14 protein-coding genes are annotated in these 22204 nt (G+C 68.5%); 7 read left to right on the top strand and 7 right to left on the bottom strand.

Annotated elements, in window-relative coordinates; all coding sequences use genetic code 11:
* The first annotated feature begins 1 nt into the window (after position 1).
* From AOM45_RS04185 to AOM45_RS04200, 4 genes are read left to right on the top strand one after another with little or no spacing between them, the layout of a single operon-like run.
* Positions 2–313, top strand: a complete 312-nt coding sequence (locus tag AOM45_RS04185) for an L-rhamnose mutarotase (RefSeq protein ID WP_030472332.1) — start codon at positions 2–4, stop codon at positions 311–313.
* A gap of 17 nt (positions 314–330) precedes the next feature.
* Complete coding sequence (gene rhaI, locus AOM45_RS04190) at positions 331–1485, top strand: L-rhamnose isomerase (RefSeq protein ID WP_030472333.1); 1155 nt, start codon at positions 331–333, stop codon at positions 1483–1485.
* A gap of 1 nt (position 1486) precedes the next feature.
* Positions 1487–3511 carry a bifunctional rhamnulose-1-phosphate aldolase/short-chain dehydrogenase gene (locus AOM45_RS04195; protein WP_030472334.1) on the top strand — a complete coding sequence of 675 codons (2025 nt, stop codon included), beginning with the start codon at positions 1487–1489 and terminating at the stop codon, positions 3509–3511.
* Positions 3508–4824, top strand: coding sequence for a rhamnulokinase (locus AOM45_RS04200; RefSeq protein WP_030472335.1), 1317 nt, complete (start codon positions 3508–3510; stop codon positions 4822–4824). Before AOM45_RS04195 ends, AOM45_RS04200 begins: the two co-directional genes overlap by 4 nt.
* Here the strand turns inward: AOM45_RS04200 and AOM45_RS04205 are convergent.
* Genes AOM45_RS04205 through AOM45_RS04220 form a run of 4 tightly spaced genes read right to left on the bottom strand, consistent with a single transcriptional unit; the run spans position 4772 to position 9358 of the window.
* Complete coding sequence (locus AOM45_RS04205; RefSeq protein ID WP_030472336.1) at positions 4772–6451, bottom strand: amylo-alpha-1,6-glucosidase; 1680 nt, start codon at positions 6449–6451, stop codon at positions 4772–4774. The genes AOM45_RS04200 and AOM45_RS04205 overlap by 53 nt on opposite strands.
* A gap of 12 nt (positions 6452–6463) precedes the next feature.
* Positions 6464–7258 (bottom strand): carbohydrate ABC transporter permease, encoded by a 795-nt coding sequence (locus tag AOM45_RS04210; protein WP_030472337.1) that lies wholly within the window; start codon positions 7256–7258, stop codon positions 6464–6466.
* Complete coding sequence (locus tag AOM45_RS04215) at positions 7255–8133, bottom strand: carbohydrate ABC transporter permease (RefSeq protein ID WP_236703117.1); 879 nt, start codon at positions 8131–8133, stop codon at positions 7255–7257. Before AOM45_RS04215 ends, AOM45_RS04210 begins: the two co-directional genes overlap by 4 nt.
* Positions 8134–8140: 7 nt before the next feature.
* Positions 8141–9358, bottom strand: coding sequence for a sugar ABC transporter substrate-binding protein (locus AOM45_RS04220; RefSeq protein ID WP_051784519.1), 1218 nt, complete (start codon positions 9356–9358; stop codon positions 8141–8143).
* Positions 9359–9524: 166 nt separating this feature from the next.
* Here AOM45_RS04220 and AOM45_RS04225 point away from each other — a divergent pair, with 166 nt between their 5' ends.
* Positions 9525–10535, top strand: coding sequence for a LacI family DNA-binding transcriptional regulator (locus tag AOM45_RS04225; RefSeq protein ID WP_030472340.1), 1011 nt, complete (start codon positions 9525–9527; stop codon positions 10533–10535).
* Between the two features lie 242 nt (positions 10536–10777).
* Here the strand turns inward: AOM45_RS04225 and AOM45_RS04230 are convergent, their stop codons facing one another.
* The 3 genes from AOM45_RS04230 to AOM45_RS04240 are packed head-to-tail and all read right to left on the bottom strand — an operon-like array spanning position 10778 to position 17624.
* A complete protein-coding gene (locus AOM45_RS04230) occupies positions 10778–13360 on the bottom strand; it encodes an RNaseH domain-containing protein (RefSeq protein WP_030472341.1) in 2583 nt (860 codons plus the stop codon).
* Positions 13357–16539 (bottom strand): hypothetical protein, encoded by a 3183-nt coding sequence (locus AOM45_RS04235; protein ID WP_030472342.1) that lies wholly within the window; start codon positions 16537–16539, stop codon positions 13357–13359. Before AOM45_RS04235 ends, AOM45_RS04230 begins: the two co-directional genes overlap by 4 nt.
* The gene (locus AOM45_RS04240; protein ID WP_236703118.1) at positions 16536–17624 is read right to left on the bottom strand and encodes a restriction endonuclease-related protein; all 1089 of its coding nucleotides are present in this window, start codon (positions 17622–17624) and stop codon (positions 16536–16538) included. The genes AOM45_RS04235 and AOM45_RS04240 overlap by 4 nt, the downstream gene beginning before the upstream one ends.
* 275 nt (positions 17625–17899) lie before the next feature.
* Here AOM45_RS04240 and AOM45_RS04245 point away from each other — a divergent pair, with 275 nt between their 5' ends.
* Together AOM45_RS04245 and AOM45_RS04250 are read left to right on the top strand one after the other, a co-directional pair.
* Positions 17900–19069, top strand: a complete 1170-nt coding sequence (locus AOM45_RS04245) for an SEFIR domain-containing protein (protein WP_030472344.1) — start codon at positions 17900–17902, stop codon at positions 19067–19069.
* Entirely contained in the window at positions 19066–22185 is a 3120-nt protein-coding gene (locus AOM45_RS04250; RefSeq protein ID WP_162185746.1) for a DEAD/DEAH box helicase, read from the top strand. Before AOM45_RS04245 ends, AOM45_RS04250 begins: the two co-directional genes overlap by 4 nt.
* The last annotated feature ends 19 nt before the right edge of the window (positions 22186–22204 follow it).

The raw sequence follows: 22204 nt of genomic DNA on the forward strand, positions 1-22204 counted from the left end.
CATGCGCGTCTGCTTCACCTTGCGGGTCCGCCCGGATCGTCTCGACGAGTACCGGGCGCGACACCGCGAGGTGTGGCCGGAGATGCGGGCTGCCCTCAGCGAGGCGGGTTGGCACAACTACTCACTCTTCCTCGCTGAGGACGGCCTGCTCATCGGCTACCTGGAATGCGACGACTTCGACGCGGCGCTCGCGGAGATGGCGCGCACCGAGGTGAACGCGCGCTGGCAGACCGAGATGGCCGAGTTCTTCGTCGGTGACGGCAACGCCGACGAACGGATGCGGCCCCTCGACGAGGTCTTCCACCTCGATTGAGCTTTTGGGGAGAACAGATGAGCGTGAAGGACGCGTTGCGCGAGCAGCGGATCGAGACGCCGTCGTGGGCGTACGGCAACTCCGGCACCCGGTTCAAGGTGTTCGCGCAGCAGGGAGTTCCGCGCACGCCGTACGAGAAGATCGACGACGCGGCGGTGGTGCACCGGCTCACCGGTGTCGCGCCGACCGTCGCGTTGCACATCCCGTGGGACAAGGTCGACGACTACGGCAAGCTGGCCTCCTACGCCGAAGACCGCGGTGTCGCGCTCGGTGCCATCAACTCCAACGTGTTCCAGGACGACGACTACAAGCTCGGCAGCGTGTGCCACCCGGACGCGGCCGTGCGGCGCAAGGCGATCGGGCACCTGCTGGAGTGCGTCGACATCATGGACCAGACGGGATCCCGCGATCTCAAGCTCTGGTTCGCCGACGGGCTCAACTACCCGGGCCAGGACAACCTCCGCGCCCGTCAGGACCGGCTCGCGGAAGCGTTGCAGGAGACCTATGACCGGCTCGGTGCCGATCAACGGATGCTGCTGGAGTACAAGTTCTTCGAGCCCGCGTTCTACACGACTGACGTGCCGGACTGGGGCACCGCGTACGCGCACTGCCTCCAGCTCGGCGAGAAGGCCCAGGTCGTGATCGACACCGGGCACCACGCGCCCGGCACGAACATCGAGTTCATCGTGTCGTTCCTGTTGCGGGCGAACAAGCTCGGCGCGTTCGACTTCAACTCGCGCTTCTACGCCGACGACGACCTGATGGTCGGCGCGGCGGACCCGTTCCAGCTGTTCCGGATCATGCACGAGATCGTGCTGGCCGACGCGCTGAAGCCGGCGGCGGGCATCGCGTTCATGCTCGACCAGTGCCACAACCTGGAGCCGAAGATCCCGGCGATCATCCGGTCGGTCCTCAACGTCCAGGAGGCCACCGCCAAGGCGTTGCTGGTCGACCACGAGGCACTCGACGCGGCGCAGCAGGCCGGGGACGTGCTCGGCGCGAACGCCGTGGTGATGGACGCGTACAACACCGACGTCCGCCCGTTGCTCAGGGAACTGCGCGAGGAGATGGGACTCGACCCCGACCCGATGGCCGCGTACCGGCGGTCCGGGTACGCCGAGCAGATCGTCCGTGAACGAGTCGGTGGCGAGGCCGCCGGATGGGGTGCCTGAGATGAGTCACGTCGAAGCGCTGCTGGGCCGCAGCAACCGGCTCGGCAGCGACCCGCGCAACACCAACTACGCGGGCGGCAACACCTCGGCCAAGGGTGAGGAGGTCGACCCGGTCACCGGGCAGTCCGTCGAACTGGTATGGGTCAAGGGATCCGGCGGCGACCTGGGCACGTTGACCGAGGCCGGGCTAGCGGTGCTCCGGCTCGACCGGCTGCGCGCGTTGACCGAGGTGTATCCGGGGGTCGAGCGCGAGGACGAGATGGTCGCCGCGTTCGACTTCTGCCTGCACGGCAAGGGAGGCGCGGCACCGTCGATCGACACGGCCATGCACGGTCTCGTCGACGCGGCGCACGTCGACCACCTGCACCCGGACGCGGGCATCGCGTTCGCCACCGCCGCGGACGGCGAAGCACTGGTGAAGGCGTGCTTCGGCGACCGGGTGGCGTGGGTGCCGTGGCGGCGGCCCGGATTCCAGCTGGGGCTGGACATCGCCGCCATCAAACGAGACAACCCCCAGGCCATCGGCGTGATCCTGGGCGGGCACGGCATCACCGCGTGGGGTGCGACGAGCGAGGAGTGCGAGGCCAACTCGCTCGACATCATCAACACCGCTCAGCGCTACCTCGACGAGCACGGCCGCGCCGAGCCGTTCGGACCGGTGGTCCACGAGCCTCTCCCCGAACAGGAGCGCCGGATCAGGGCCGCCGAGCTCGCACCGGTGATCCGCGGTCTGGCCTCGACGGACTCCCCGCAGGTCGGTCACTTCACCGACACCGACGTCGTGCTGGACTTCCTGTCCCGCGAACGGCATCCCGAACTGGCCGCGCTCGGCACGTCGTGCCCCGACCACTTCCTGCGCACCAAGGTCCGGCCGCTGGTGGTCGACCTGCCGCCCACCGCGCCGCTCGACGACGTTGTGACAAGGCTTGAACAGCTGCACACCGCCTACCGCGAGGACTACCAGGGCTACTACGAGCGGCACGCCGAGCGGGACAGCCCGGCGATGCGCGGCGCGGACCCGGCCATCGTGCTCGTGCCCGGCGTGGGAATGTTCAGCTTCGGCAGGAACAAGCAGACCGCACGGGTCGCGGGTGAGTTCTACGTCAACGCGATCAACGTGATGCGCGGCGCCGAGTCGATCTCCCGGTACGCGCCGATCGAGGAACGCGAGAAGTTCCGCATCGAGTACTGGGCGCTCGAAGAGGCCAAGCTGCAACGGATGCCGAAACCCAAGCCGCTCGCCACCCGCGTCGCGCTCGTCACCGGCGGCGGTTCCGGCATCGGACGGGCCATCGCGCGACGACTCGCCGCGGAAGGCGCGTGCGTGGTGGTCGCCGACCGCGACGCCGACGCCGCACGGGAGGTCGCCGAGGGCATCGGAACCACCGACGTCGCGGTACCGGTGACGGTCGACGTCACCGACGCGGCAGGCATCGCCCGCGCGTTCCGGGAGGCCGCGCTCGCGTTCGGCGGGGTGGACCTGGTGGTCAACAACGCCGGTCTGTCGATCTCCAAGCCGCTCGCCGACACCACCGAGGCGGACTGGGACCTGCAGCACGACGTGATGGCCAAGGGCTCGTTCCTGGTGTCCCAGCAGGCGGCGAAGATCATGCGGGCACAGCGGATGGGCGGTGACATCGTCTACATCTCCAGCAAGAACGCCGTGTTCGCGGGCCCCAACAACGTCGCGTACGGCGCGGCCAAGGCCGACCAGGCGCACCAGGTCCGGTTGCTGGCGGCGGAACTCGGCGAGGACGGCATCCGGGTCAACGGCATCAACCCGGACGGCGTGGTCCGCGGCTCCGGCATCTTCGCGGGCGGCTGGGGTGCCCAGCGCGCGGCCGTCTACGGCGTGCCGGAGGAGAAGCTCGGCGAGTTCTACGCCCAGCGCACGCTGCTCAAGCGCGAGGTGCTGCCGGAGCACGTGGCCGCGGCGGTGTTCGCGCTGACAACGGGCGACCTGTCGCTGACGACTGGCCTGCACGTGCCGGTGGACGCCGGTGTCGCGGCGGCGTTCCTGCGATGAGAGCAACGGTCGCGGCCGTCGACCTCGGCGCCTCCAGCGGCCGCGTGCTGCTGGGCAGTGTCGGCGACGGCAAGCTGCACACCGAGGAGGTGCACCGGTTCCCCAACGGGCCGGTGCGCCTGCTCGGCACGCTGCACTGGGACGTCCTGGCGCTGTACCGGGAGGTGCTGACGGGTCTGCGGCTGGCCACCGAACTGGACTCCGTCGGCCTCGACAGCATCGGCATCGACAGCTGGGCGGTCGACTACGGCCTGCTCGACGCGCGCGGTGCGTTGCTGGGCAACCCTGTGCACTACCGCGACTCCCGCACCGAGGGCATCACGCCGGCGGAGGGGTTGTACGAGCTCAACGGGTTGCAGTTCCAGCCGTTCAACACGATGTTCCAGCTGATGGCGGAACCGTTGCTGGAGCACGCTTCGCAACTCCTGCTGATCCCGGACCTGCTGTCGTACTGGCTGACCGGCGAACGCGGCGCCGAGTACACCAACGCCACGACGACCGGCCTGATCGACGTCCGGAGTGGACGGTGGTCGGCCGAGCTGACGCGTGACCTGCCGTCCGGCCTGCTGCCGGACCTGCGTCACCCCGGTGATGCCGCGGGCACGTACGAGGGCGTTCCGGTCACGGCCGTCGGCTCGCACGACACCGCGTCGGCCGTCGTCGCCGTACCCGCCTCGACCGAACGGTTCGCCTACATCTCGTGCGGCACGTGGTCGCTGGTCGGCGTCGAGCTGGACTCCCCCGTGCTCACCGCCGAGAGCAGGGCCGCCAACTTCACCAACGAGGGCGGCGTGGACGGCACAATCCGCTACCTCCGCAACGTGATGGGCCTGTGGCTGTTGCAGGAGTCCCTGCGGTCGTGGAACACCAGCCTCGAACCGGTGCTGAAGGAAGCCGAACACGCGAAGGGCTCGGTCTTCGATCCCAACGACCCGGTGTTCCTCCCGCCCGGTGACATGCCGGCGCGGATTCAGCAGTGGTGCGGCAGGACCATGACCAGGCCGGAGATCGTCCGGTCCATTCTGGACAGTCTGGCGATCGCTCACCGCGACGCCGTGGTGGACGCGCAACGGTTGTCCGGCAAGGAGGTCGAGGTGGTGCACATCGTCGGCGGCGGCTCGCACAACGAGCTGTTGTGCCAGCTCACCGCGGACGCGTGCGGCCTGCCGGTGGTGGCAGGCCCCGCCGAGGCGACCGCGCTCGGGAACGTCCTGGTGCAGGCGCGTGCCATGGGCGCGGTCCACGGCACGCTCGCCGACCTCAGGGCGTTGGTGCGCGAGTCCCAGTCGCTGCGGCGGTATCTCCCCCGCTGAGCAGCAGGTAGGCGCTGGCCGTCCAGGTGTAGGCGCGGTCGCGCAGGCCCTGCCCGGTGAGCGCGTCGAAGTTCTCGGCGAACCCGGACTTCTCGCACGTCGCCCGGAACCGCGCGCTCACCTGGTCCGCGAGCTCCACCGCGCCACCCCGCCGCAGCCCGTCCTCGATCAGCACCGTGGCCGGGGCCCACACCGGGCCCCGCCAGTACCCGTCCGCCTCGTAGTGCGCGGAGCTGGGCAGCTCCGTCGCCGGACCGATCGACGTGAGGTGCTCCGCGACGCCCGTGCACAGCCGGTCGAACACCTCGCGCGGCAGGTGCTCCCCCAGCACGACAGGCATGAGGTCGAGCAGGCTCGCGGTGGACCGGAGCTCCCCCGAGGCCACCGCTCTGCTGACGAACCTGCTGCCGTCCCACAACTCCTCCAGCATCGCGGCGAGCATCTCGTCGGCCCGCTCCGCCCACGGCGTGGCATCGCCGACCTCGGCCGCGAGCACGGCCAGTTCCTTCATCTGCAACACCAGGAACGCGGCGAGGTCGGCGGACTCGACGAGCCGTTTCTCCCGGAACACCGTCGAGTTGTCCCAGCCGCTGTCGTTGCCGTGCTCGTAGTACGGCAGCCTCCTGCCGGGCGCCCGCCGGTGGTCGAGCCAGAACGACGTCCAGGCCGAGAGCTGCCGGTGAGCCGGCTCCGGGTCGGGCAGGCCGCCGGGCAGCAGTGAGCGCAACCGGCTGAGAGTCCAGCCGTGGATCGGTGGTTTCACGAAGTTGCGCAGCACCTCGGAGTGGGTGATCGAGTCCGGCAGCGCGCCCTGCTCGTCCTGGTGGTCGAACACCACCTGGAACTGGTGCCAGGCCAGCTCCGGTGCGCCGGGCGCGAGGGCCAGCGCGTTGAAGCAGTGGTCCCAGCTCCACACCTTGTTCATCCAGTGCTTCGACATCAACACCGCCGGGCGCCCGACGAACCCGGCCGGTGCCACGGTGGCCGACCAGAGCACGTAGCAGGCGAGCTCGGCGGCAGGAGCAGCCGATGGTGCCACGGCGTCGACGAACCGGCCGAACTCGGCACGGGAAGTGCTCACCTCGTCCGCGAACGTGCGAGGGCTGCTGAACGGTTCCTTCGCCGTGGTGAGCTCCTCGATCACGATCTCCCAAGGTTCCTCGCCCAGGACGACCGCCCGGTCCGCGGTCGCGAGATCCTCCGCGCCGACGTGGTTCGACTGTCCGGAGAGGATGGTCACGCGGAAGCGGTGACCGGTCTCGTAGGAGGTGAACACCGCTCCGCCGGAGGGTTCGACGAAGAAGTACGTGCCGGTGAACGGGGTCAGCGTGCGTTCGGCGGCGGCGACACGCATCCCCAGGCCGCTGCCCGAGATCCGGAGTGTGGTCGGCGAGGAGAACACGGCCTGGATCCGCGACTCGCCGCTGCGCCACGTGAGCACCGCCGGATCGGCGAGGATCTCGGTGGGTCGCGAGGGCACCAGGGACAGCACGGCGTGCATGCCGTTGCGGTGCGAGACGACGTGCACGTCCTGCGCGTACCTGGCCAGTCCCACCACCGGCGAGAGGCCGAACCACGCGCCGGACCGGCTGAACGGGATCTCCCGCACGGAGAACTCGGTGGCCACAGGGCTTTCCTTTCAGTCCTTGACGGCACCGGAGGTGACACCCGCGGCGACATAGCGCTGGGCCACCACGATGAGCACCGTCGCGGGCACGGACGCGACCACGGCGGTGGCCATGATCGAGTTCCACTCCTGGTTGTTGTTGCCGATGTAGCGGTAGATGCCGAGGGTCAGCGGCTGCATCCGGCCGCCGGAGTCGAGGGTTGCGGCGAAGAGGAAGTCCGACCACGCCCACAGGAACGAGAACAGCGCGGCGGTGATCAGGCCGTTGCGGCTGGAGGGCAGCACGATCGACACGAACGACCGCCACGGCCCGGCACCGTCGATCCTGGCCGCCTGCAACACCTCGTCGGGCACGGAGGCCATGAACGAGGTGAGGATCAGCGCGGCGAACGGCACCGCGATCGTCGAGTCCGCGAGAACCAGTCCCCACACGGTGTTCGTGATGCCGAGCTTGACGTAGATGCCGTAGAACCCCAGCGCCATGATGATCCCGGGGATCATCTGCGCGACCAGCAGCAGGAAGCCGAGCGTCTGCCGGCCGGCGGGACGGAGCTTGGCCAGCGAGTACGCCGCCGGTGCCGCCAGTGCCAGGGTCAGCACGACCGTGCCCAGGGCCACGAGCAGGCTGGTGCCGAGGTACGGCAGCTGCTCGCGCAGCACCCGCTCGTACCCCTCGGTCGTGGGGTGGACCGGGTACAGGCTGGGTGGCTTGCGCATGTCGCTCATCGGCGTGAGCGACACGTTGACCATCCAGTAGACCGGGAACAGCATCAGTGCCGTCAGCAGCACGCCGACCGCGGTCCTCATGACAGCTCCTGCCTGCGCTGCACCCGGATGTACAGCAGCCCGGCCACGACGGCGATCAGGATGAGCACGTTGCCGACGGCGGCGCTGGGCCCGAAGCGGGGCAGCGCGTTGCCGAAGCCCAGTTCGTACGACCAGGTCGCGAGAGTGGTGGACGACCCGCTCGGGCCGCCCTTGGTCATGATCCAGATGACGTCGAACACCTTCAGCGTGTAGACCAGCCCGAGCAGCAGGGTGATCGCCGAGACCGGGCGCAGCAGCGGGAACGTGACGTGCCAGAACGTCTGCCAGCCGCTCGCACCGTCCAAAGCGGACGCTTCGTACACCTCGCGCGGGATGTTCTGCAGCCCGCTGTAGAGCACGACGAGGTTGAACGGGATGCCGATCCAGATGTTCGCGATCGTCACCGACACCAGCGAGAAGTCCGGCGAGGTCAGCCAGTTGACCGAGCTCAGGCCCACGACCTTCAGTGCCGCGTTGACCAGGCCCGACTCGCTGTTGAGCAGCCACGCCCACGTGGACGCGGAGACGATCAGCGGCAGCAGCCACGGCACGAGGAACAACGCCCGCAACGTCGCCGAAAGCCGGAAGCCGCGGGCGAAGAACAGCGCTGCCGCGAGCCCGATCGCGTACTGGAAGAACAGGGACACCGCCGTGAACAGCACCGTGTTCAGCAACGCCGTGCGGAAGGTCGGGTCGCCGAACACCGTGAGGTAGTTGGCGAACCCGACCAGCGGCGCACCGCCGTGGACGAACGAGCGGACGGTGTACCCGCGCACGCTCAGGTCGAGGTTGGTGAACAGCGGATACGCGTAGCACACCGCCAGGTACGCCACGAGCGGGACCAGGAAGGCCCAGCCTGCGAGCCTCGAACGCACCGGCAACCTACTTCGCCGACGCCTGCGCGTCCCGCAGCGCAGCCTCCGGCGCCTTGGACCCGGTGAGAGCGGCCTGCACGGCACCCCACAGCGGCTGGGAGATCTTCGGGTACTTCGTGCCGAGGTTGTCCCCGGTGCGTCCCTTGGCGTTCTTGACCGCCTCGACCCAGACCTTCAGCTCCGGGTTCGCCGAGACCTGTTGCTGCTGCACGGAAGGCACGGCGGAGATGTAGGTCAGCGCGGTGTCCGCGGCGAGCACCTTGTCCGGCGCGGTGAGGCACGTGGCGATCTTGCCGGCCTTCGCCTCGGTGTCCTTGTTGTCCTGCACGGGAACGGTGACGAACTCACCCCCGGTCGGTGCGGGCGCGGTTCCGCCGGTGCGGCCGGGAATCGCGATCACGCCGTACTCGAACCCGGCCTTCTTCGCGTTGCCCAGCTGCCAGGTGCCGTTCTCGGCGAACGCGTAGTCGCCGGTGGCGAACTCCTGCCAGCTGGTCGTCTGGGTGTTGCCGACGACCGAGTTCGGCGCGTAACCGTTGTCCAGCCACGACTTCCACAGCTCGAGCGCGGCCTTCCCGGACGGCAGGTCGGTCAGCGACCCGCCCGCGCCCCAGAACCACGGCAGGAACTGGAACGTGCCCTCCTCGGTGCCGATCGCGGAGAACGTGATCCCCTTCTTGCCCGCGGCCTTCACCTTCGCCAGCGCCGCGTTCAGCGAGTCCCAGTCCTTGACCGACGCCGGGTCGACGCCCGCGGCGGACAGCACGGCCTTGTTGTAGTAGAGCGCCAGGGTGTTCGCGCCGATCGGCACGCCGTAGTTCTGGCCGTTGAGAGACCCTGCGGCGGAGAGGTTCGGCGAGACCTGTTTGGCGTCGAGCCCCGCCTCCTCGTTCGTCTTCAGCACTCCCGCTTCCGCGAGCGTCGACACGACGGGGTTGTCCACCACCAGCACCTGCGGCGCGGTCCGTTGCTGCGCGGCGAGCAGGACCTTGCTGGTCAGGTCGGTGGTGTCGTAGGCCTGGCGCCCGATCTTGACGCCGGCCTCGGTCCCGCACTTCTCGATCGTCTTCACCCAGTCGGACTCGGCGGTGAACTGCGGGTACGGGTCCCAGACGGAGAAGGTGTCCGGGGTCGTCGCGGTGGTCGGCGCGGACGAGCACGCCGCGACGAACGCGACCAGACCGAACGTGGCCAGCAGTCTGGTGGGCACAGAGGTGGGAGACATCGGGGTCCTTCCTTGCGGCTGCGCTGGCGACAAGAGGTCGAACCGGTTCGATTTGTGAAGTGGGCGTCAACGTAATCGCCTGCAGTGAGGTCGTGCAAGAGGCGAAGTTCTACGATGTTGTGCAGTCGAACCGGTTCCCAGAGCGGGCCGGGGACGGGAAGCGCGCATGAACATCGGAGAGATCGCCAAACGGGCCGGGGTGTCCCGCAGCACGGTGTCGTACGCCCTCAGCGGCAAACGGCCGGTGTCCACGGCGACCGCCCAGCGGATCAACGACGTCATCACCGAGCTCGGCTACCGCCCCAACGCCAGCGCCCGAGCCCTCGCCGAAGGACGCACCCGCACGTTCGGCCTGGCGATACCGCCCGCGAGCACCAGGCTCACCGACGTCCAGCTCGCCTTCGTCGCGAGCGTGGTCGAGTCCGCCGCCTCCCACGACTACGACGTGCTGCTGTCCCCGAGCGGCGGCGACCACGACAGGTCGTTCGAGCGGATCGTCGCCGGCCGCCGCGTGGACGGCGTGATCCTCATGGAGATCCTCCTGCAGGACACCAGGGTCGACCGCCTGACCAGCGCAGGCCTGCCGTTCGTGACGATCGGCCACGTGGAGGACCCGGCCGCCTCCTGGTGGGTCGACGTCGACTACGGCGGCCTGATCACCCGCTGCGTCCGCCACCTGGCCGACCTCGGCCACACCGACGTCGTGCTGATCAACCGTTCCGCCGAACTGGTGGCTGCGGGCTACGGCCCGGCGCTGCGCGCGACGACGGCGTTCACCGACACGACCGCGGCGTGCGGCATCAACGGGTACACCGTGTGCTGCGCGGACGAACCCGCCGCGGGCGTGGCGTGCGTCGAGGAGATCAGGACGCGCCGGCCCTCGGTCACGGCGGCGGTGACGATCAACGAGGCGGCCCTACCCGGCGTGCAGCGAGGCCTGCACCGCGCGGGCCTCGACGTGCCGCGGGACTTCTCGCTGACCGGGGTGATCGCCGACCGGCTGGCGGAAGACTTCCACCCACCGCTGACGGCCGCGGACGTGCCGGCCGGTGACATGGCCCGGCTGGCCGTGGATCTGCTGCTGGAGCAGATCGACGGTGTGGCGACGCCGCGGAACAGCATGCTGGCGCCGCCGATCACGTTGCGGTCGAGCACGGGGGCGCGCCGCAGAGGGTGAGCCCAGTGGGCGCCGCAGAGCTGAGGTTGCGCCGGTGGCGGTCGCGCAAGACACGAGCCCGCGCCGACGTGCATCGGCTAGCGTTCGCCTGCTCACAGGCCTGACGACCGCAGAGCTGGGCAGCTCGCTCCGAACAGGCTCGACACACGGAATCCTCGCCTCCGCTCTTCATCCCGGTCGGTCTGGTGCCGGCACCAGACCGACCGGATCACAGCTGGCGCGATTTCCCCTTTCGGCGGCCGCTATGCCGACTCCGCGCTCTCCATGTCGTCGTCCGCATCGACGGTCCGCCGGTATTGGGGGTGATTGAGGTCCATCAACCTCGCCAAATGCACGGGCACGGGATAGCTGGTCCGCCCGTCCCAGGAAACGGCGTGGTCGCACAACCTCGCTGCTGCCACGGCGTACCGCGCTGGATCGGAGTCCGCCCCCACGACCACGATCTCGGTGGCGGTGTGGGCATACCACGTGTACCTGCCCAGCTTGGCGCCTGCGGACCAGCGCCCTGCTTTCTCACCCAAACGAAAAGGCGGCCTACCACCGTCGAACTGGCGCGGAACGTTCGACAGGATCCACGTGTTCGCGGAACCGTCCAGCTTGTGCAGCGACCGAGTTGTCATGCCGATGCGCTGACCGTTCTCGGCCTTGGAGTCGGCGATGCGCACCTCGACCGGACGTGGCAGATCACGGCTCCCCGAGGTTACCCGCACGACAGCCCGAGGGAGGCGACCGACGGCCGGGCCCCAGCCCGGCAGGGCGAGGCGGCCGTTCACCAGGCATGAGGCATCCGGTTCGAGGTCGAGGTTCTTGTTGGCCAGCAACGGGTACAACGACCGTGCGCTGTCGCCGGAGACCATCAGCACGTAGCCAGCTCCGGTGGCGATGTGCACCTGAAGCGAACTGAGCGCGACGTCGATCGTTGCGACCAGCACTTCGTCCTGCCGTTTTCCACCCGGCAGCGAGCTCGCCCGGAACGCCGCGTTCGCGGTGAAGTAGTCGTGCCACCCGACTTCAGTGCCCGTCTTCCGCTCCCGCGCCGCCTGATACGCGAGAACCCGCCAATGGTCGCCATCCGGAACGGTGGCCACCAGCGACCAGCTCAACTTCGGCTGACCGCCGGTCCACGCGTTTCCACGCTGCTCCCTCACGTGCAGTCCGACGTAGGTCACCGGCTCCTTCGTCCCCAACGGCCCGAAGGACAACGCCTTCGTCATTCGGGGGTGGACCAGACCCGCGGCTCGCATCAGGTCGGCCAGGGCGGCGTGGCCGCGGAAGTCTTCCGCTGGAGTGTGAACCGGCTTGGTCTCCGGTGCGGTCGCCAGGAACTGGGCCAGCACACCGCGCTCCGCGAGCAGCCTGTTGACCAACGGTTTCGCGTCCTCGTCCGGGGTGTTGCCGTCGTACGCCGTCTCACAGAGCGCCAGCACTCGCGTTCCATCCGGTCCCACGAGGTGCGGAACTCGGTTCAACGCGGCAAACCGCTTGCCCTGCCTGCCGTGGACGAGCAACTCCTCGGCGTGGTGGAAGACGATCTCCACCCCCGCGCCGACATCGATCAGTTCGTCGTCGGGGAGGTCGTCCCCCAGCGAGGCCTGCTCGAAGTGGTACCCGAGCAAACGCAGCACACGAGATCGGGTGCGTGGCTCGTGGTAGAGAACGAGAAGCCGCAGTCGCTCGCAGCCAGCGCTCTTGATGACGGTCAAGAGGGAGTTCTCGGCCAGAAGATCAGCATCCCTGCCCTTTTCCGGCTTTCGCCTGGCCTGCTGGGAGAACTGGTGTCCCTTCACCTCAGTGGCGGTGAGGTTCGGGACTTCCAGCACCTCTGCGGCATGCCGGCTCAACTCTCGCACGGTGTACATACCCACACCACGGCCGACCGGCCATCGCACCGTTTTCCCCACGAGAGCACGCAATCGCCGGGGTTTCCCGGTGAGATCGAGGTCGTCCGGGACGAGCAGCTTTCCACCGGAGAGCAGGCGGGAGACCGACAGGGCAACCCGGCTCGTCGGCTCGATCCTCGTCCTCTCGCCCCAGCCTTCCAGCGCAAGGCCGAGCAACGGGGCATCGTCCCGGTGGGGTGCTAGCCACGCGGTGCGGGTGTTCACCAACCGCCGACTCAGCCACGCCACCGATGGATCGAGCACCAGTGCGGGCGTGCGCAGGTCCGGCAGCGTCTGCATCGACAACTTGACGCGCAAAGCGGCGTACTGGAGACCAGTTGCCTCCGTCCAGGAATCTGACCACAACGCCTCCGGGTCCCACACCAGCAGGTTGCCGTCCGTGTCGACCCGCAAGGTCACCTCGCGGCCATCGACCTTCCACGGCGTCGCGCCCAGCTTGCGAGCAGCCTCCCAGGTCGCGGCGTCGTAGACCCAGTTCGGCGCGTCGGGCTGATTGCCGACGCGCCGCACGTGGTCAGCGAGCGACACCTGCTCCACCGTGCTGGCCGCCACGAGATCCGCCAACTCGCTGACGTAGCCAAAAGTGATCTCGTCGTCAGGCACCCCGAGCACCGCCTGCTCCCAGAGCACCACGGCATCCCTCAGATCCTCGTGATCCAACGGCCTGCTGGCCACCAGCTGCCGTGGTGCGTCCTTCTTGCTGGTGGGAAACAGGTTCACGAAGGCACCGCTGTAGGCGCGCAGGCCGGTCGCCAGTCCGGCGTAGGGGAGGTTGACGTTGGCGTGCACGCGTTCCCGATAGCGGGCCCGCACCTGCGCCCACACCTCATCCACCGCTGCGGGGAGCCGGTGAAGGTAAGCCGTGCCGTGCAACTGGTCGGTCAGCGGGTAGGCGAGCAGTGCCAACACCTTGTCGATGGTCATGAGGACGCCTTGCCGTCGATGCCCGCGAACTCCAGCCAGGACTCCAGCGTTGAGCCGTAGATGCGCCGCAGCTCGTCCTGTTCGACGGGGCTGAGGTTGTCGTAGTAGTAGCGGAGCAAGCGCCGCATGTCCGTGCCGAGCTTCTCGTCGTGAAACGCGTCGTCCACGAGGAAGAGCTGCACCGGGGTGCCACCGCGCCGCGCCCGGCCCGCCAGCTGGATCATGTCGACGAGCATTCCTGCGACCGCCTCGGACTTGAGGGGCTTGCTCAGCCGGCTGAACCGCGGGTCACTGGTCAGGATGTGGAACAACCTCGAGAACGCCCGTCTGCGCTGTTCGGCCCACTCTCCGACCGGATCCGCGCTCGGGCCGCCACCGCGCAACGCGTGGGCGTTGACGCTCGCGAACATCTCCGCGGAGTCGGTGATCTGGGTCGGCGGACGCACGCACACCCAGACCGAAGCCAGCGCGGACTTCTGGCCACCTGGCACGAGGATGTTGAGGCCCCGCGTCACCAGACTCATCGGCGCGACGCACACCTTGACCTGTGGATGGCGCGTCGGCAGCAGCTCCAGGTCGTCGATCGTCAGCGTGACGACGCCGGAGGGCAGCACCACCGGTGATGTGCCGCTGTTCTTGGAGACGAGGACCGCCACCCAACTGTGGTCGGGTGTCTTGCTCGCGACCCCGGCCGCGAGCAGGGCGGCATGCCGGTAGGAGTTGCCGACGAGCATGCACCGCTCCCGGTCCGACCTCTCCTCGGCCAGTTTCCGCAGGTGCTTGTCGAGGTGCTGGTCCCACAACTGCGCACCGAGCTCCCTGACCGCCGCGTCCTTGCCGGACTCCTTGCGACCACCGATCTTGATCGGGTCCTTCATGGCGTCCAGCGTCCTGCCGGAGCGTGTGGTGAAGGCGCCAGGCTCGGCGTCGGTCATGGCGTAGGTGACGCGGGCCAAGACGTGCTCGCGCGCGGCGCCTGGGAAGTAGGCCGTCGCGGACAGCCCGAGGACCACGCGTTCCACCCCGGCAGCCGCCAACGCGACGGTGCCGCCCAACTGCGCGACGGTGGTGTGTGGATCACCGCCGACGGCCTGCACGGACAACGTGCCGCCCAACCTGGGGTCGTCGACCCGCTCGACCCTGAACCCGAACAGCAGGTAGCCGAGCGGGCCGTACGGGATGGGCTGGTGCTGGGTGACGGTGCCCAGTTGCTCGGCCAGCTCCCTGGCCGCAGGCATCTCCGTCCCCGGTGCAGCCACGGCGAAGGTGAGCCCCGTCAGAGCCTGGTGCAACGCTCCCAGCCAGGTGCGCACCAGTAGCGCGTTCACCACGTCGCGGCAGGTCTCGTCGTTCTTGACCTTCCGCGCGACCGTTTCCAGGAGCCGGTGCCGGATTTCCCGGAGATGGTCCTCCCCGCTGTCGTTGCTGACTGCGGTGACCAGCAGGTCTGCCACGTTTCGCAGCCACGCCGGCAGTTTCTCGCCGCCGGGTTTGGCCGTGTCCGGGAAGACCTGGTTGAACTGCTTGTAGACCTCGTCCGGCACCGGTTCGGCCGACTCGTCCTCGGTTGCGGGCCGGACGCCGAACAGGTGCTGGAGCAGGAGCTGGTCGCGGGAACCCGGTAGGTGCCAGCCGGAGTCCGCGCCGTCGGACGACCGGCGAGCCTGTGGGCGCTCGTCACCGAGCCACAAGTCACCTTCCAGCACGTAGTTCAGGAACTGATCGGCCAGGAACCGGGTTCGGGTCAGCGGCGGTACGACTGCGCGATCCTCCGCAGGCAGCAGCGCGGACCGGTCGGTGTCCAGCCTGACCAGAGGCAACTCGACCGCCGTACCACTGGCCGACAACCGCAGCTGGCGGGCTCCCGCATCGAACATGTTGCTCTGCAACAGGTCTACCTCGTCGACCAGGACCACTGCGCCCCGGCGCAACACGAACTCCCGAACCGGCAGCCGGCTCAGCTCGACACCGTCTACATGCACGGGAACCGGGATGGTTCCCGCCACGAAGTTGTGGTGGTTCGTCACGACGATGTCGGCGGACGCCGCGGCGCTCAGGCCCCGATGACGACCGCACGCCCCCAGGAACGGACAGGCGTGCCGTGGCTGCGGTTTCCGCTTGCCCTTGGAGTCAGTCGCGTCGCACACCCGCCGCAACCCGGTGCACGGCTCCTCCCCGGCAAGGGGATGCGGTCCATCGACCATCAGACCCGCGAGGGTGCAGCCGTAGCCCAAGGTGTCGAACCGCTCCCAGTTGCCCCGGTCGGCCGCCTGCTCGGCCTTCTCCGCGAGTCGCCGCGGCGAGACGAGTGCGGTGCAGCTGACCGGCTTTCCCAGGACCGGCAGGTCCTCGTTGATCTTCTCGGCAGTCTCCACCGCCTCGTTCACCTTGCCGACGACGAGCACCACAGGCACTCCGTCATCCGCCAGCTGGAGCGCGAGCAGGCGCATGAGGACGGACTTCCCGACTCCGGTGGGGGCGTTGAGCAACCGGATCCCGCCCGGCTCCAGGAACAGCTTGGTGACCGCGGCACCTTCGTTGTCCTGCAGCCCTTTGAACAGCTCGTCGAGACGCTCGACCCGCCACGGTTCGTGCTTGTGCCACTCGGTGATCCGCTGTGCCAGCTGCCGCAGCTGTTCGCGGGCGACCGGCACGTCCTTCACCGCCGACGCAGTTGCGACGACGACCGGATCGATCGTCACGTCGTTGACCCAGGCCGGCAGGTCCACCACGGACTCGCCCCGCCAGCCGAATTGCCACCTGCCCTCACCCGCAACGGGCACCGGCGTGCGGCCCTGCGCGTACTTGACCTCAGCGTCGTCGAGAAGGCGAGCCACGAGCTCCAACGGTCGTTGACCGTGCCGCGCCATCACCACAGGAGAACCGTCATCGGTCCGATATGGACTGTCTGGATCCGCACACATCAGACGGACAGCCGCGTGAAACCTGCGCGGCGCCCCGATCTCGTTGGGCCGCACCCGCAGGAATCGGCCCATGAGCTGGCGGATGTCCGCGCTCTGCGCCGACCAGCCGTGCCACCTGTGCACCAGGCCCGCGGCGATGAGCGCTGCGGCATCCACTGGTACGGCCCGGCATCCGTCCTCGGGGAAGCCGAAGAACTCCTCGGCGAACGCGCAGGCGATCTGGGTCGCGAGCCCGCTGGGACTGGTGCCGATCACGCAGGCCTCCCCGCAGCATCAGCCAGCTCCTTCTTCAGCTGCTGCGCCGTCAGGACCCGGTAGCCGCAGCCGTCGACCAGCTGCCGAACCAGGTGGAGATCCTTCCGCTGGTGATCGGGGATGACGACGACCAGTTTCGAGGCGGCCGGAGGACAGGCGCGCAACGCCTCGCCCAGCGCTCTCGGTGACGCCCAGGTTTTGACGTCCACCAGCCACTCGTTCTCGCCGAGTTTGATCGCGAGATCGTAAAGGTCGCGGTGCGGCCACATCACCACGTCGGCCCGGAGGCCGAGTGCGTGGTCCCGCAGCTCGCACTCCAACAGACCCGGCAGTGTCATGTAGCGCCACGCCACACGGGAAACAGCGAACGATTCGCTCGTGGCCGGCTGTGCGTCGACCCGCGTCGCCGCTTTCCCGGTCGGTCTCAGCAAAGGCGGCTCGTTCTCGCGAGCGGTCGGCCGGCAGGCGTACGACACACCCCGACGGACATGCGCTTCGCACCGGACGGTCACCACAGGCCCGGTGCCGAGCACCCGCATCGGCCACCGGCACAACGGGCACGGGAAGAACCAGCCGCGAACCTGCCGGCCCGGCCACTGCGCAATCGGTTCGTAGAACCGCGAAAGCAGGCTGTCCCAGGTCCGCCGCAGGACGCGGAGATCTCCGGTGGGACGCTCGACGAGTTCCGCCCTCAACCGCGCGTACTCGCCTTGCGGAAGCCTACGCAGCATCTCGAACAACCGCCGCTCCTCCTGCTCGGCGGCCACCCGCTGCCACGGCCAGTGCTCCTCCAGCGCGGCGGCGGGCACCAGGAACTCGCCGCACAGGTCCTCCGCCTCGTCACTGAAGCTGCCGTCCTGGTCGAGCAGCTTCAGCTCCGCGATCCCGCTGACGTCCAGGTCGTTCGGCAGCAGGTGGCGGAGGTGCCCCTTGAGCCCCTCGCGGAAGCCGGCCATCGTCGGAGCCTTGCCCACGGGATGAACCGCGGACAGCACACCGAGACAGCTCATCAGAACACGCGCCTGCCGAGCCCGCGGCACGGCGGGATCTCCGACGACGGACGCCGCCAGGCAACACGCCGTCACGGCTTGACCACGGCGTTGATCGGCGGGAGTGCGGGTCGCCGAAACAGTTTCAGCCCAGCCTTCGACCACGAACGAACCCTTTCTGGAGCCGGTCACGGGATTGGCGAATTCGCACCCGGAAGCAAACCACAGCTCATTCACCACGGCAATTGGCTTAATTTGACGCGATATATGACAGTTTTAGGACATTTTTATGACACGGGCGGGGCGCACGTTGCCCAGCAATGCGTACGTCTAATCTGTCGCGACATCGCAGGTCCCCCGGAAGGAGTGGTATGCAGCCGGAAATCGGCATCGCGGTCCCGTTGACGCTGGTCGACAGGAGTGGGCGGCGGATCGACCAGGGGCCGGAGGAGGTGACGTTCGGCGCCGTCCACCTGCGCCGCTGGCAGGTCCACCCCGTGGCCGGCGCGAGCACCACGTTCCCCGGTTCGGCGGCACACCTGATCAAGGTCAACTTCGATCTGGCGCTCGACCACGACGCGCCGGCGGTGCGCTGGTTCGAGGTCGGCTTCTGCCTGGTGGAACGTGACTCGACGATCGTGGCCGCGGTGCCGCGGGGCGCCTCGGAACCGCAGCCTGAGGCGTCGTACGGTCTCAGCCGCAACCTGGAGTTCTTCCCGGCGGAGAGCAGCACCGCGCTCGTGCACGTCCCGGCGACCGAGGGCCCGGTCCACGTCTACGGCGCCGCCGGCGACCACATCCGCTGGCTCCGCGTCTCCGGTGTCGAATCGAGCATTCGGCCAGGCTCCTATTCAGCGTGGATGGTGTTGCTCACCTCTGCGGACCGCACGAGCGAGAAATTTCGGCTGACCTCCCGTTTCGACCCGGAACTCGCGGACGGCGATGACTTCGGGACAGTCACCGCGTCCCGCGAGTTCTCCATCGAGCTGGCAGGACCCGACCTGGCACCACAGGTCGACACCTCCCGGACAAGCGGAGCCACATTCGGGCTTCCCGCGCGTTCGACCCGCATCTTCATCTGTTATGCGCATGAGGACGATGCGCACAAGAAAATGGTCCGGGACTTCGCCGACCTGCTGCGCGCCTGCGGTCTGGATCCGAGGATCGACAGCGACTACGAGGGACCACGCCAGGACTGGAGCCAATGGGCGGTGCGCCAGATCAAGGAGGCGGACTTCGTCGCCGTGATCGCCTCGCCGACCTGTCAGGCTGTCGGCGACGGCACGTACCAGGGCAAGGACCGCGCCGGTATCCGCCACGAACTCGGTGTGATCAGCAACCTGCTGCAGATGGAGCCGGACTGGGCACGCCGCGTGTTGCCCGTCATCCTTCCCGGCCTGACGGTCAACGACATTCCCATGTTCCTACGTCCGAGGACCATGGATCACTACCCGGTCGAGGCATTGATCAAGAGCGAGCTCGGCACACTGCTCAAGGCCGTTGACACCGCCCCTCCGTGGCAGGGGTGGGAGCGGCCTTGAGCGGCACCCTGCACGCGCTCTGCATCGGCATCGACAACTACGAGGACCCGGGCTTCAGACCGATGCAGTTCGCGAGGCGCGACGCGCTCGCCTTGCACGCGTTGCTGACCGACAACTCGAACGGCGACTGCGTCCTGGTCCAGGACGCGGAAGCCACGAAAGCCCGACTGGTCAGGGAACTCCGTCGCCTCGCCGAAGTCAGCACCGACGACGACGTGGTGTTCATCAGCTTCTCCGGACACGGCACGCGTACGCGGGAGCTCGCCACCTACGACGCGATCCCAGGGTATTTCGCGGACACCGCGCTGCCACTGGCGGAGTTCGTCTCACTGGTCCGGGCGATCAAGGCACGGCTGCTGGTCGTCGTGCTCGACTGCTGCTTCTCCGGTGGCATGCTGGCGAGGGCGTTCTACGAGCACGGGGACGACGGTGGAGCCGCGCGGTCGGACGACATCGGCGCGTGGGACGTGCTGAAGTCGATCAGCGGCGACGGCCGGATCTTCCTCGGCGCGGCCTCCCCCGACGAGGAGGCGTTCGAGGTGCCCCGCTACCGGCACGGAATCCTGACGCACCACCTCATCCGAGGACTCATGGGCGACGGCGACGTCCTCGACGACAGGGGCAGGGTGTGCCTCATGTCGTTGGTGCGGTACGTCCAGACGAAGGTCAGCGCGGAGGAGATCGGGACCAGGAAGCACCGGCAGCACCCGACCTTCGAGGGCTCGATGCGCAAGCCCAGCTTCCCGCCGCTGCAACCGCGGGCGCGCTACCTCGCGATCGGTGACCACGCCCAGCCCCCGCCGGTCAACAAGGACCTCATGTCCCTGGTTCCGCACGGCATCGATGAGACCATCGCGAAGCTGTGGCGCAGCCGGGTCCGCAAGCTCAACGACGTGCAGGTCGCGGCCATCAACGCGGGCGGACTCCTGCACGGGTGCAACGTCCTGGTGAGCGCACCGACGGCGAGCGGGAAGACGCTCGTCGGCGAGATCGCCGCACTGCACATGTTGGACGGCAACCGGAAGGCGGTCTTCCTGCTGCCAACCCGCGCACTCGTCAGCGAGCAGTACAAACGGTTCCAGGAGACCTACGGTCCGCTCGGTCACCGGGTCGTACGCGCCACGGGCGGCCTGCGCGAGCAGGTCCGTGATCTTGTTTCGGGCTCGTTCGAGATCGCGGTGGTCACGTACGAGACCTTCATCGGCCTGTACTCCGCGCACCCGACGCTGCTGGACCGGGTAGGTGTGCTGGTGATCGACGAGATCCAGAACCTGCTGCTGCCCGACCGGGGTCCGCGGCTGGAGCTGTTGCTCACCAGGCTGCGCAAGGCCACCCAGCAGGGTCAGCCGGTCCCCCAGTTGGTCGGGCTGTCCGCCGTGCTGGGTGACCAGCAGGCGCTGGCGGGCTGGCTGGGCGCATACCCGGTCCCGCTCGAAGAGCGCACCATCGCGCTCTCCGAAGGCGTGATCGGTCCGAATGGCAGCTATCGCCACCGAGTGCACGGTGGTGGGCAGCAGGTGAAGGAAGCCGTACAACACCTGGTCGCCGCCTCGGCGGAGGTCAGCCGTGACCAGCTCGCCGAGCGGTTGGTCGCGACACTGGTGGCACAAGGGGAACGCGTCCTGGTGTTCCGAGCGCGGCGAGCCGGCACCAGTGGTTTCGCTCGACAGCTCGCCAGGCAACTCGGCCTGTCCCAGGCCAAGTCCTCGCTCACCGCGCTGCCCCAGGGAGACGAGTCGCGAGTGGGCCTGCTACTGCGCGACTGTTTGAACAACGGGGTCGCCTTCCACAACGCCGACCTCCTCGATGCCGAGCAGGAGGCGGTCGTCCAAGGCTTCGGCGACCGTGCCGGTGACGTTCGGGTCGTCGTCGCCACCACCACGCTGAGCCAGGGCGTGAACCTGTTCGCCGACTCCGTGGTCATCTGTGAGCTGGATCATCCGGACCGGCCGTACACCCCAGACGAGTACCAGAACATGGCGGGACGGGCCGGCCGCGACCAGCCTGGGCGAGCGTTCGTCGTCTGTGCCGGCGAGGCAGAGACGAAACGCGTTTGGCGCGACTACGTCAATGCCGAACCGCAGCCGGCTCGATCCGCACTGGTCGGTCCCGATCTCGATCTGGATGCTGTCGTTCTGGCCGTGCTCAACGTGCTGGAGCACGAAGAGCGCGGAGCCGACGCGGCTGGAGTCGCCGACTTCCTTCGGTGGTCGTTCGCCGCCTTCCACGAACGCTGGGACGACGCAGGCAACCCGTTCTCCTTCGACCGGGTGCGGGTCGCGATCGAGGCCCTTCGCGAGGAGGGATTCCTGGCCTCCGACGCCTGCGGGTGCCGGCTCACCCCACTCGGCGAGACCGTCGTCCGCAGCGGGCTGCCGGTCTCGTCCGCCCGTGCTCTGGTCGCCACGTTCAGGGAGGTCGTTGCCGAGGACCTGACCAAGATGACGCTGATCGGTGCGGCGCAGCTGGTCACTGAAGCTGACGACGGCAGATTCGCCAAGAGGTCCACCAACTGGCAACGCGAGTACGACAGGTTCGCCGGCGAACTGGTCCGCCAGCGTTGCTCACCGGCCGTGGCGGGCGCATTGCTGGGGCCACGCAGTGAAAAGCGAGCCAGGACCGGCAGAACCCGGCGGGCGATCGCGTGCCTGATGTGGTCGGCCGGTCAGCCGATCGCAGAGATCGAGACGGCACTGTCGCTCTACCTGCGTCCGGAAGCGGGCATCCGCGACCCCGGTCCGATCGCGTACGCCGCACAACGCACGGCCGACATCATCCAGCCCGTCATCGACATCGCGCGACACCTGCACCCGGAATCAAATCTCGGCGAGCTCGCCGAGAACCTGCCCTGGCAGCTTTCCGCGGGGGTCGCCAAAGGACTCGCCCCCGTGGCCAGACACCTGAACCGCACCGTCGAGCGGGCGATGTACCTCCGACTGGGTCGCGACAGGCTCACTGATGCTACGGCCATCGCAGCCGCAGAACTCGAGCAGTTGCTCCACTGCACGGGCGGCGACGAGCCCCTCGCTGCAGCCCTGCGCGCGGCGGCCGAAGCAGCGCTGGAGGAAGCGAATCAACCTGCCCTCGACGACCTGATCGCCCCGCCGGAGGACTGAACCCGACTGTCCGAAGAGG

The sequence above is a fragment of the Lentzea aerocolonigenes genome (assembly GCF_000974445.1).
Taxonomy (GTDB): Bacteria; Actinomycetota; Actinomycetes; order Mycobacteriales; family Pseudonocardiaceae; genus Lentzea; species Lentzea aerocolonigenes.